The 12,710-nt window shown below is 55.7% G+C and carries 9 protein-coding genes; 6 read left to right on the forward strand and 3 right to left on the reverse strand.

The window, feature by feature from the left end:
• The first annotated feature begins 8 nt into the window (after positions 1–8).
• Together metH and FNL37_RS01640 are read left to right on the forward strand one after the other, a co-directional pair.
• Complete coding sequence (gene metH / locus FNL37_RS01635; RefSeq protein WP_159354908.1) at positions 9–3,878, forward strand: methionine synthase; 3,870 nt, start codon at positions 9–11, stop codon at positions 3,876–3,878.
• 449 nt (positions 3,879–4,327) lie between these two features.
• Positions 4,328–6,442, forward strand: a complete 2,115-nt coding sequence (locus tag FNL37_RS01640; protein ID WP_244948178.1) for a TonB-dependent receptor — start codon at positions 4,328–4,330, stop codon at positions 6,440–6,442.
• 95 nt (positions 6,443–6,537) lie between these two features.
• Here the strand turns inward: FNL37_RS01640 and FNL37_RS01645 are convergent, their stop codons facing one another.
• Complete coding sequence (locus tag FNL37_RS01645) at positions 6,538–7,806, reverse strand: EAL and HDOD domain-containing protein (RefSeq protein WP_015831060.1); 1,269 nt, start codon at positions 7,804–7,806, stop codon at positions 6,538–6,540.
• A gap of 186 nt (positions 7,807–7,992) precedes the next feature.
• Here FNL37_RS01645 and mpl point away from each other — a divergent pair, with 186 nt between their 5' ends.
• The 3 genes from mpl to FNL37_RS01660 are packed head-to-tail and all read left to right on the forward strand — an operon-like array spanning position 7,993 to position 10,688.
• Entirely contained in the window at positions 7,993–9,366 is a 1,374-nt protein-coding gene (gene mpl / locus FNL37_RS01650) for a UDP-N-acetylmuramate:L-alanyl-gamma-D-glutamyl-meso-diaminopimelate ligase (RefSeq protein WP_159354910.1), read from the forward strand.
• A gap of 8 nt (positions 9,367–9,374) precedes the next feature.
• Positions 9,375–10,319 (forward strand): energy transducer TonB, encoded by a 945-nt coding sequence (locus FNL37_RS01655; protein ID WP_015831058.1) that lies wholly within the window; start codon positions 9,375–9,377, stop codon positions 10,317–10,319.
• 51 nt (positions 10,320–10,370) lie between these two features.
• Positions 10,371–10,688: a (2Fe-2S) ferredoxin domain-containing protein gene (locus tag FNL37_RS01660; RefSeq protein ID WP_013443281.1), complete on the forward strand. Its 318-nt coding sequence runs from the start codon at positions 10,371–10,373 to the stop codon at positions 10,686–10,688.
• A gap of 30 nt (positions 10,689–10,718) precedes the next feature.
• Here FNL37_RS01660 and FNL37_RS01665 read toward each other — a convergent pair whose 3' ends face one another.
• Together FNL37_RS01665 and FNL37_RS01670 are read right to left on the reverse strand one after the other, a co-directional pair.
• On the reverse strand, positions 10,719–11,132 hold the full coding sequence (locus FNL37_RS01665; RefSeq protein ID WP_159354911.1) for an HIT family protein: 414 nt from the start codon (positions 11,130–11,132) through the stop codon (positions 10,719–10,721).
• Positions 11,133–11,244: 112 nt separating this feature from the next.
• Positions 11,245–11,901, reverse strand: coding sequence for a pyridoxamine 5'-phosphate oxidase family protein (locus FNL37_RS01670; RefSeq protein WP_013443279.1), 657 nt, complete (start codon positions 11,899–11,901; stop codon positions 11,245–11,247).
• Positions 11,902–12,187: 286 nt separating this feature from the next.
• Between FNL37_RS01670 and FNL37_RS01675 the strand changes: the two genes are divergently transcribed.
• Positions 12,188–12,484, forward strand: coding sequence for a hypothetical protein (locus tag FNL37_RS01675; RefSeq protein ID WP_159354912.1), 297 nt, complete (start codon positions 12,188–12,190; stop codon positions 12,482–12,484).
• Positions 12,485–12,710 lie beyond the last annotated feature (226 nt).

Below are 12,710 nucleotides of genomic sequence, written 5' to 3' on the forward strand. Positions count from 1 at the left end.
AGCGCCCCATGAACCAGCCGTCTACGTTATCCACTGCCATTCCCATCTCTGCCACTGAGGTTCGCCTGCGCGAGCTGCTGGCAGAGCGCATCCTGATTCTGGATGGCGCCATGGGGACCATGATTCAGCGCTACAAGCTGACAGAGGAAGATTATCGCGGGGGCCCGCAGGGCCGGTTTGCCGATTTCAAGCCAGGCTTGGCATTTTGCCCCAATGGCGATGGCTGTGGGTGTGGTCAGCCGCATGCAGCGCCTGCAGAGGGCGAGGCGCGCGAACTGTTCGTCAAAGGCAATAATGAGCTGCTGACATTGACTCAGCCGCACATCATTCAGGAAATCCACGAGCAATATCTGGCGGCAGGTGCCGATATTATCGAGACCAATACCTTCGGCGCGACCACGGTTGCGCAGGAGGATTACCACATGGCGCATCTTGCGTTTGAGATGAACGTGGAAGCCGCCAAGCTGGCACGCGCTGCTTGCGACAAATACAGCACGCCGGACAAACCGCGCTTTGTGGCAGGCGCGCTCGGCCCTACGCCAAAAACCGCGTCCATTTCCCCCGACGTTAACGATCCGGCTGCCCGCAATATCACCTTCGATCAGCTGGTAAAGGCGTACCTGGAGCAGACCATTGCGCTGGTGGAAGGCGGTGCCGATATCCTGCTGGTGGAAACCATTTTTGATACGCTGAACTGCAAAGCCGCGCTATTTGCGATTGATGCCTACTTTGAGCAAAGCGGCAAGCGGCTGCCCATCATGATTTCCGGCACGGTAACAGATGCTTCCGGCCGCATACTCTCTGGTCAGACGGTACCTGCCTTCTGGCATTCCGTGCGCCATGCCCGGCCACTGACCATAGGCCTTAACTGTGCCTTGGGTGCCGCGCTGATGCGGCCTTATGCCGAAGAGTTGTCCAAGATCGCCGATACCTTTGTCTGCATCTACCCCAATGCCGGTTTGCCCAACCCGATGTCGGACACCGGCTTTGACGAGGAGCCGCAGGATACCTCCAGCCTGCTGAAAGAATTTGCCGAGAGCGGTTTTGTGAATGTGGCGGGCGGCTGCTGCGGCACCACCCCTGCCCATATCCAGGCCATTGCCGAGACGGTGAAAAACATCGCCCCACGCCAGGTGCCTGCGCCTCGCCATGCCACGCTGCTGGCCGGTCTTGAGCCTTTTATCATTGATGACAGCTCCCTGTTTGTGAATGTGGGTGAGCGTACCAATGTCACCGGTTCCAAAGCCTTTGCCCGCATGATCCTGAACGAGCAGTATGAGGATGCCCTGCAGGTGGCGCGTCAGCAGGTAGAAAACGGCGCGCAGGTGATCGATATCAACATGGATGAAGGCATGCTGGACGCCGTGAAGGCGATGACGCACTTCCTGAATCTGGTTGCCTCCGAGCCCGATATCGCCCGCGTGCCCATCATGATCGACTCTTCCAAGTGGGAAGTGATCGAGGCGGGCTTGAAATGTGTGCAAGGCAAGTCCATCGTCAATTCCATCTCCATGAAGGAAGGCGAAGCCGAGTTTCTGCGGCAGGCGCGCCTGTGCCGTCGCTATGGCGCCGCAGTCATCGTTATGGCCTTTGATGAAAAAGGCCAGGCGGATACCTATGAGCGCAAGATCGAGATCTGCAAACGCGCTTATGATTTGCTCGTAAAAGAGGCGTCTTTCCCACCCGAAGACATTATCTTCGACCCCAATATCTTTGCTGTTGCCACCGGTATTGAGGAGCACAACAACTATGCCGTGGATTTCATCAATGCCACCCGCTGGATCAAGGAAAACCTGCCTTATGCCAAGATTTCCGGCGGCGTTTCCAATGTGAGCTTCAGTTTCCGCGGCAATGACCCGGCACGCGAAGCCATCCACACCGTGTTCCTGTATCACGCCATCAAGGCGGGCATGACCATGGGTATCGTCAATGCCGGCATGGTCGGTGTGTACGATGATCTGCCTGCCGAGCTGCGTGAGCGTGTGGAAGATGTGGTGCTGAACCGTCGCGAAGATGCCACCGAGCGCATGATCGAGTTTGCGGCCACCCTCACGGCGGGCGGCAAGAAAGAAGCGCCCACGCTGGAGTGGCGCGGCACGCCCGAGCAGCCGGTATCGGTGGGCAAGCGGCTGGAACATGCCATGGTGCATGGCATTACCGAATTTATTGTGGAAGACACCGAGGAAGCGCGCCAGCAAGTGATGGCCGCCGGGGGCCGCCCGATCAATGTGATCGAAGGCCCGCTGATGGATGGCATGAATGTGGTGGGTGATCTGTTTGGTCAGGGCAAGATGTTCCTGCCGCAGGTCGTGAAATCTGCGCGCGTGATGAAGCAGGCCGTAGCCCACCTGATTCCCTTTATTGAGGAAGAAAAAGCCGCGGAAGAAAAGCGCACCGGCGTGGCCGCCAAGCCCAAGGGCAAGGTGGTGATTGCGACAGTAAAAGGCGATGTGCACGATATCGGCAAGAATATTGTGTCGGTGGTGCTGCAGTGCAACAACTTCGAGGTGGTGAACATGGGCGTGATGGTGCCGTGCTCGGAAATTCTGGCGACCGCCAAGGTTGAAAACGCCGACATCATCGGCTTGTCGGGCCTGATCACGCCGTCGCTGGAAGAAATGGCCTATGTCGCCAAGGAAATGCAGCGCGACCCGCACTTCCGTATGCTGAAGATACCGCTGTTGATTGGTGGCGCGACGACTTCGCGTGCGCATACTGCAGTCAAGATTGCACCGAATTATGATGGGCCAGTGATCTATGTGCCGGATGCCTCGCGCTCGGTATCTGTGATGCAGTCGCTGCTGACGCCCGAGCAGCGTGAGAGCTACATCAATGAAGTTGCCGCGGATTATGACCGCGCGCGTACTCAGCATGCCAATAAAAAAGGCCCGACCATGCTGACCCTGGCCGAAGCGCGGGCCAACAAGGTCAAAGCCAGGTTTGATGGGGCGAATGCTCCGGTGAAACCCAAGTTTATTGGTCGGCGCGTGTTCAAGAATATTGATCTGGCCACCATTGCCGAATACATAGACTGGGGTCCGTTTTTCCAGACATGGGATCTGGCTGGCTTTTATCCGGCCATCCTGACCGATAGCGTGGTTGGTGAAGCAGCCACCAAGCTGCTGGCAGAAGGCCAGGCCATGCTGAAAAAGATCATTGAAGGCCGCTGGCTGACCGCCAATGGCGTTGTTGCCTTATTGCCTGCCAATACCGTCAATGATGACGATATTGAAATCTACACCGACGATACCCGCAGCCAGGTGGCCTTTACCTGGTATGGCATGCGCCAGCAGACCGCCAAGCCGGTGATTGATGGCGTGGCGCGCCCCAATCAGTGTCTGGCCGATTACATTGCGCCCAAGGCATCCGGCGTGGCCGATTACATCGGCATGTTTGCGGTGACAGGTGGGTTGGGCATCGACAAATACCTGGAACGCTTCGAGAACGACCATGACGATTACAGCAGCATCATGCTGAAGTCGCTGGCTGATCGATTGGCGGAAGCCTTTGCCGAATACCTGCATGCCCGGGTACGGACCGACCTCTGGGGGTATGCCGCAGACGAGCAGCTGGATAATGACGCGCTGATCAAGGAGCAATACCGCGGCATTCGTCCGGCGCCAGGTTACCCGGCCTGCCCGGATCATACGGTCAAACCCGATATGTTCCAGGTCATGCAGTGCGATGAAATCGGCATGACGCTGACCGAGTCGCTGGCCATGATGCCTGCCGCTGCCGTCTCCGGGTTTTATCTGGCGCATGCTGATGCCAAGTATTTCAGCGTGGACAAGATAGGTCAGGATCAGCTCAAGGACATGGCGACAAGACGCGGGCTCTCGGAGGAGTATCTGGAGCGCTGGCTCGCGCCCAATTTATAGCAACGACTGGATGCCACCATGTGGGGAGCGCAATACTCTCCATATGGTGATGCCTTATTCTAGCTGGCTACTGCTGCTTTTTTCTATCTTCCTTTCTTATTTGTCCTTTCTCAACGGCCTTGTTCTCTATCGTCCTGCCTTGCTTTCGTTTTGCATTGTTCCCTGCCATCGTCCCTCAATATCTTGCTCTTTGATACATGCTTTACATGCCTGTCAGCTCTGGTTGCTGATCAGACACCAGCATAAAAATACTTATGTTGCAATTGAGAACAATTGTCATTTACAATAATTAACATCATTGGATAGGCAAGTCACCACCCACCGACGTAGTTCAGCGGTCCCCACCCAGCAGATCTCTTCTGCCCAATGCAATTCATCTCATCAGTTACTAAAAAACCAGAAAGGCTCAGGGGGCCATGTATCGCCATTCCAAATTGCATTTAGCATTAATGTTTGTATTCAGCAGTATTTCCACAGCTTCATTCGGCGCCACGCCAAATCCCGAAGACAGCCCCAGCGAACTGGAGGAAGTGAAGGTAAAGGCGCAAAAAGAAGTGTCTTCTCCTTATCAGGCTGTTGTCAGCACCACAGCAGCAAAAATCGATGTGCCTTTGCGTGATATTCCGCAGACGGTGAACGTGATCCCCAAGGCTTTGATGGAAGATCAGGGGGCCATATCGCTGCAGGATGCACTGCGCAATGTGCCCGGCATTGGCTTCAGCAATGGCGATGGTCAGCGTGACCAGGTAAATATTCGTGGATTCAGCGCGATTGCCGATCAGTTCGTGGATGGCATCCGCGATGATGCGCTTTACTTCCGTGATCTTGCCAATGTGGAGCAGATTGAGGTCTTGAAAGGCCCGGCAGCGGTGCTGTATGGCCGCGGCTCATCTGGGGGTCTGATTAATCGCATTACCAAGAAGCCGTTTGACAAGCCGATGATTAATCTCACCACGACCATTGGCAGCTATGATTTCCAGCGCTACGAAGCAGATATCAACCAGCCGCTAGGGGACAATGTGGCTTTGCGTATCACTGGTGCTCGCCAGAAGAGCGATGGTTTCCGCGATCAATCCTTTACTGATCGTGAATTTATTGCGCCATCCATCCAGTTTGATATTTCCGAAAAAACACGCCTTTTATTGCAGGCGGAATATCTGGATGATCGGCGTCTGAATGACTTTGGCGTGCCTGCCATCAATGGTCGTCCGGTCAAGGTCAATATAGATACGTATTATGGTTCGGCCAATGCGCGGCGCGATGACTATGTGCAAAGCCGCGTCAGCGCGGGCTCTTTTGTGCTGGAGCACAAATTCAGTGAGGATGTGAAACTGCGCAATGCTTTCCGCATGTATCACTATGATCTTGACCGCAACAACACCGTGGTTAGCAGCATTACCGGTACCATCAGCAACCCGATAGCTAATCGGCGCTACAGCACGGTGCAGCGTGAAGAAGATGGCTATTTCAATCAGACCGATCTCAGTATCAAAACGCGCGCATTCGGCCTTGAGCATGCCTTGCTGTTTGGCATGGAGTTTGGCGAACAGAAGAAAGATGCTCTGTCTGGAAACTACCAGAACCCTGCCTCGGTGAGCCTTTACAACCCGATACTGACGCCTTCTGCCCGCGTGGGCCTAAGCCCTTCGGATTCTACTGGCACCAGCACGACGGCGGCGTTTTACATGCAGGATCTGGTCACGTTGTCCGAGCGCTGGAAAGCGCTGGTAGGCGCCCGCTATGATCGCTTCAATCAGGAAACAAAAGACAATCTGAGCTCGGCCAAGCTTGATCGCGTGGACAAAGAGTGGAGCCCGCGGGCTGGGCTGGTTTATCAGCCGGCGGATGATGTCAGCTTGTATGGCTCTTATACCAAGTCGTTCCAGCCATCGCAGGAAACCTTCAATCTGGCGTTCACCAACAATGCCGCTCAGCTGGCACCTGAAGAAACCACCAATTATGAGGTGGGTGCCAAGCTGGACTGGCTGAATGGCAATCTGTCGACCATGGTTTCCCTGTTCCGGCTTGAGCGCACCAACATCAAGAGCGCAGATCCCGCCAACAATAATCGACTGATACCGGTGGGTGAGCAACGCACCGATGGACTGGAGTTATCCGCCATGGGACGCCTGGCGGAAGGCTGGGACGTCAATGCTGGTTATGCCTATATGGATGCCAAGATTACGGACTCGCCCTCGACCATGGCCGTCAATATCGTCGGCGAACCTGCGCGAGTGGCACTTGAAGGCAATCGCGCCAGCCTCACGCCGCGGCATAGTGCCAACCTTTGGGTATCGCACCGATTTGGCAATGGTTTTGGCCTGGCCGGGGGCGTGGTGTTAGTGGGCGATCAGTATGCCTCTGCCAGCAATGTCGTGAAATTGCCCGGCTATACCCGCTTTGACGCCAGCGCTTTTTATGAGACCAAACGCTACGACTTGCGCCTGACATTGATCAACTTGTTAGATAAGGAGTATTACATTTCTGCCCATGGCGGCGCTGATTTGTACAACACCCCAGGAGCGCCACGTAGTGCGTTGCTGAGTTTGCGGCTCAAGTTCTGATTTTGTATTTAGCCAATTAGCACCATCGAAAAGAAAAAGCCGGCAGATTGCCGGCTTTTTTGTGGCGCCTTACCGCAAGACTTTTATCCTCCAGATCAGGCCGCCTGTTTGTTAAGCTCGGCGGCCCATTGCATGGCTTGCAGCTGGATGGCGGTAAAGTCACCGACGCTGATCCCCAATGCATGAAGATCGGCACGCACGGCCTCAAAGTCGGTGCGTTCTATTTCCTGCGCCAGTTGCAAGAGCTGGCCCAGCGGGCCTTCGTGCGCAAGGATCGCCTGTTTCAGGTGCTCCATCAGGCCGATTTCATTCAGGATTTTCTCGATGGGTACTTGCAACACGGCATCAACCAGCGACAGCATGCCGACCATGAAGGCCTGATCACTGAAGCGCGGCTCGGGTGATTGCAGCTTGAGCGCGATGAGTTCCATCAGGCGGGCACGGCTGGCAACTTGCTGCATCAGGTTGCTGGCATTGCCAGCTTCGGGTGAAACATACAGCAAAAGCTGCACCCAGCGCAGCAGCTGGCGCTGGCCCAGCACGGCAATCGCCTGGCGTATGGAGCCGATTTCCTGTTGACGACCACCGCTGATACCGACCGAGTTGACCAGCCGCAGCAGGCTGACCGAGAGGTCGGGGCTTTGCTTGAAGGGTTCTTCTAGCGCTTGCAGGTTGGCGTCACTGATCAGCATGCCCATGATGCGCATCAGCGTCATCTGGTTAGGCTGGGGTTTTTTGCCCTGCAGGATCACCGGCTGTGCAAAGAAATAGCCCTGAAACAGCTCAAAGCCAAGCTTCTTGAAAGCTTCAAATTCTTCTTCGTTCTGGACTTTTTCCGCGAGGAGTTGAATGTGATTATGTTTGCGCAACACGGTCAGCGATGGTGCCATGTGCTTGAGCGGGGTGATGGTAAGGTCGACTTTCACAATATCGACCAGGGGCAGGATATGGTCGTATTCCGGGCGGTAGAGAAAGTCATCCAGTGCGATACGAAAGCCCATTTCCTTCAGGGCGGCGCAACGTTCCACGATTTGCGCATTGATGGGGACATCTTCCAGGATTTCGAGGATCACGCGGTCTGGTGGCAACAACTCCAGCGTCTCGCTCATCAGCAGGCTGGCGGAGACATTCAGAAAGGCATCTTCATTGCCAAGCACCAGCTCAAGGCCGAATTCACTCAGCATGTTGACGATGACGGTGGAGGTGGCAAGCACATCATCCACCACGTCTGCCGAGAGGCTGGCTTCCGATCGGAACAGCAGCTCGTAGGCTATGATTTTTCGGTTCGCAGTCAATATGGGCTGGCGTCCGAGAAAGACATCGGCCCCTCCTGAGCCTAATGGCTCGATTACTGCGCTACTCATCAACGGTGCTCCCCATATTCAAGTGATACTGACTGCCTTTTAGTCCTGCTATCGCTTATCATTATGCATAAAATGGTACAGGACACTATTTTTTAAATACTTTAAAAGCTAACGGGATCATTAAGCAATAGTTTTTACAACTCGGATACATTCCCTATTCCCGTCATCATTCGTTAAGAACACATCATGCATATTCACATCCTCGGCATTTGCGGAACATTCATGGGCGGCATTGCAGTGCTGGCCAAAGCCGCAGGCCATCGCGTGACCGGTTGCGATGCCAATGTCTACCCGCCGATGAGCACACAATTGGAGGCGCAGGGCATAGACCTGACCGAAGGTTTCTCCCCAGAGCAAACCGCACTCAATCCTGATATTTACGTCATTGGCAATGTGGTCTCGCGTGGCAACCCATTGATGGAGGAAATCCTCAATCGTGGCTTGCCCTATGTCTCGGGCCCGCAGTGGCTGGCCGAGAATGTATTGCGCGATAAATGGGTGCTGGCAGTCGCCGGCACGCATGGCAAAACCACCACCAGTTCCATGCTGGCCTGGATACTGGAATACGCCGGGCTGGCGCCTGGTTTTCTGATTGGTGGCGTGCCGCAGAATTTTGATATCTCTGCGCGCTTGCCCGGCGCTCCGCGGCAGGAGCCACAGGGGCGCTCGCCCTTTTTCGTGATTGAGGCCGATGAATACGACACGGCGTTTTTCGACAAGCGCTCCAAGTTTGTCCACTATCGCCCACGCACGGCCGTGCTAAACAATCTCGAGTTTGACCATGCCGATATTTTTGCCGACCTGGCCGCCATTGAAACCCAGTTTCACCATCTGGTGCGCACCGTGCCGCAGCAGGGCCTGGTGGTAGCCAATGGACGGGAAGAAAGCCTGCAGCGTGTGATCGCACGTGGCTGCTGGACCCCGGTGGAAACCTTTGGCGATGCTCAGGGCTGGCATGCCGGCGCCGCCGATGCCGAGGGCAGTTTTGATGTGATACAAGGCGAGCAGGTATTGGGCCGCGTGCAATGGAGCCTGCTGGGCGAGCATAACCGCATGAATGCATTGGCCGCGCTGGCGGCTGCGCGCCATGTGGGCGTGCCCGTTGAGGTCGGTATTGCGGCGCTTGCCGAATTCCAGAATGTGAAACGCCGCATGGAAGTGCGCGGCGAGGTGAAGGGGATTACGGTCTACGATGACTTCGCGCATCACCCGACTGCGATTACCACCACGCTGGAAGGCTTGCGCGCCAAGGTCGGGGCCTCGCGCATTCTGGCGGTGCTGGAGCCACGCTCCAACACCATGAAGCTGGGCGTCATGAAAGCCGCCTTGCCCGCCAGTCTCAAGTCAGCTGACCGTGTCTACTGTTATGGGGCCAACCTCGGCTGGGACGCGGCCGAGGCCCTGCACGACATGGGCGAGATTGCCCAGGTGGAAACCGACATGACGAAGCTGGTGGAAGCCATCGCCCGCGAAGCCCGCAGCGGTGACCATATTCTGGTCATGAGCAATGGTGGCTTTGGCGGTATCCATCAAAAACTGCTGGAAAGGCTGGCCGCTTGAATCTGCGCATGTTGAGTCGCCTTGATGCGCTGGGCGTCACCTTGCTGGTGTCGGCCGTGCTGCATATCGCGATCATTGCCAGTCTGGATTTCAAGGCGCCTGACTTGCAGGTGTTGAAGGACAAAATGTCGTCCATGGATGTTGTGCTGGTCAACACCAAAACCGAAAGCAAGCCAGAGAAAGCCGATGCACTGGCCCAGGCCAACCTGAATCGCGGCGGTAATACTGATGCTGATCGTCGCATGAAATCGGCATTGCCACCGCCTGACCAGCCACCCAAGCAAACCACTCCCAAGCCGGAAGCGCAGTCACGCCAGAGTGCCATGCAAGCGTCTTCTACTACCTCTGAAGCGGAGCGTCGCCAGCAAAAAGTGGCTGAACTGGAGAAGCAGGTGCAAGAGCTGATGCATCAGCTGCAATCGACCAACAAGGTGGAGACCCACCCCGCGCAGGAAGCCGCCGCAGTCAAGCCGGAAACCGGCGAGCAGTCGGCCAGCAGCAAGTCGCTCAAGGCCGCCGATTTGCTGGCCAGCAGTCTGGATATGGCGAGACTGGAAGCGCAGATTGCCAAGCAGCAGGATGAGTATCAGAAGCGCCCCAAGCGCAAGTTTATCGGTGCCCGTGCTCAGGAATACCGCTTTGCCGCTTACGTGGATAACTGGCGGCAGAAGGTTGAGAAGGTTGGTAGCCTCAATTATCCCGAAGCCGCCAAGGATAAAAAACTGTATGGCAAGCTGACCATGACCGTCTCCATCCGCGCCGATGGCAGTCTGGACAAGATCGAAATCAACCAGAGTTCAGGCTACAAGGAACTGGATGATGGTGCGCGTCGGATTGTAGAACTGGCGGCACCGTTTGCCCCGTTCCCGGAAAATGTGCGCGCCGATACCGATATCCTGAGTGTGACCCGCACCTGGAACTTTACCCGTCAGGACAGTCTGACCACGGAGTAGCCGCCTTATGCGGCCATGCCTTCATAACCTAGCCTCATGAAAATGAACGCCATGACACCCTATTTTCAGCATCACGTGTTTTTCTGCCTCAACAAGCGCGAGGATGGCTCAGATTGTTGCGCCAATCACGGTGCCGAGGCCGCCTTTGACTATATGAAATCGCGTATCAAGAAGCTCAAGCTGAGCGGCAAGGGCAATGTCCGTATCAACCGTGCTGGCTGCCTGGATCGCTGCAGCGAGGGCCCGCTGATGGTGATTTACCCAGAAGCGGTCTGGTACGGTTTTGTCGACAACGAAGACATTGATGAAATCATCGAGTCGCATCTCATCAATGGCAAGCCGGTTGAGCGGCTGATATTGCAGGGCTAGCCCGTTTCAGGTGGCCGGCCCTGCAACTGGCTAGCCAAGAATCTGCTGGATTTCCTGTTTCAGTGCGCTGGCCGTGGCGGCATCCAGTGGATGGCCCATGGTCTCGCGGCGGGCAGGCGCCCATATCGCAGCAGGGAAATGCCGGTCACGTTTATAGCGCGGGATAACGTGCCAGTGCACATGCGGCGTCATATTGCCCAGGCTGGCGAGATTGATCTTGTCTGGCCGCATGATCTTGCGCACTGCTCGTTCCACCTTGAGCACCACTTGCATCAGGCGCAGCTGATCTTCGCTGGCAAGATCCGTCATTTCTTTCACATGACGGTTAAGTATCACCCGGCAAAAGCCCGGGTAATCCTGGTCTTCTACCCGTACCACCCGGCAGAATTCATCCTGCCATTGCAACTCGCCCCCTGGCACTGCACATAATTCACAACTTGCCATTGTTATCCCTGTTATTTCTGGCACCTGACGCGCCTGATATGCCAGCTGGCATTATAACGCCCACCTGCCGCCGTTGCGCATAGGTGGGCGAGATGGGCGGTAAGACTGTCGCTTAACCTTCGCCTTTCATCACCAGCTCGGCATACTCTTCAAAACTGATCGTGCCGCCCAGCGATTCCGCTACATCCTTGTCGCGCGCTGGCAAGGCATCCTGCAGGCCGTCAATCCGCTTCCATTGTGGCAATGGCGTCGGGCAATGCGGCTGCGGTACATAGCGCGAGGTGGCAACGCGCTGATGAGGATGGATGTAGCGCGGACAGTTGATGAATATCTCTTCTATCGTCACGCGCACCACCAGCTCTGCTTCTTTATATTCCTGCAGCAAAGGGTCATTGGGCACAATTTGCGCCGTGCCATGCACGCGTACGCGGTGCGGGTGCTCAAAATCAATAAACAGCATGCCGATTTTCGGGTTGAGGGTCATGTTGCCCATGGAAAGGTACATGCCATTGCCGTCCAGACTGGGGAAGGCCAGGGTCTTGCTGTCCAGCACCTTCACAAAGCCAGTGCTGCCGCCTTTGTAAGAGCAGGTGGGGAAGCCTCTGTGATCAATGGTGGAGAGAAAAAACATGTCGCGACTTTCGATGAAGCCACGGTGCTCATCGCTGATCTCGGGAACGACAATAAACTCGCTTACCCGGTCAGCCATGCTGACGGTATCAAACTGTTGCTGCAACACGCGGTGTTGCGCGCCATAAAGATCACTCATGTTCACCCTCCAAAAAACCAACGGTTAAACGACTGGACAGGCATTCTAACCTCATTTGCCATGCCATGAGCAGCCTGCAAATGCAGGGCTTGCCATCTTTGCCGGTGCCTGCAGGGAACGCAAGCGCCAGGCAGGACTCACAGCTAAGGCGAGGCCACCGCTTATCTGCTTGAGACCAGAGCCCGCGCGCGCGACTAAAACGCCCCTTGTTCAATCAGTAGTATGATGTTTTATTCAGCTTGCAGTGCAGGCGCAGCGATCATTATTCATTTTATGGAGGTATGACATGACAGCCGAAAATTCAGTGCCCGCCGTATCCATACGCATTTTTTTCACTAGCGACACGCTGGATGAAGAAGGCATTCCCTCCATTTACCGCAGTTACCAGATCAGCGGTCGTGCAGCCCTGCCAAATGAAGCCCCCAGTGGCTATGGTGTGGCCAAGGTGGCCCCCCTGTCGGACGATGCCCCGGCGCTGGTGCCCGATGAAGTGCCGGCTCCCGGCGGCGCAGAGGGCGCGATTGCCGCCGCCATTGAGCAGCTTAAAATGCTGAACCCTGGCTTGGAGTGCAAGGGGGCTTGATCCTTGCCCCTCTCGCCAGACATTATTTAACGCCGGAAGCTGTAATTTCTGTTCTAAGCTGAGAGGGTTTGGTGGGATAATTTCGTTAGCTGTTGTGTCAGCAAGCAGTTGCTGGCGCTACGGTTTTTGCAGATGTAATGGCCGTATATCCGATGGATAACGGTTCTGCCCCTTGCGCATGTGAGGGGCTTTGCTTTATCGACAGGGCGTAAGCCCGCTTAATAAC

Origin of the sequence: Methylovorus glucosotrophus, from assembly GCF_009858335.1 — a bacterium.
GTDB lineage: Bacteria > Pseudomonadota > Gammaproteobacteria > Burkholderiales > Methylophilaceae > Methylovorus > Methylovorus glucosotrophus.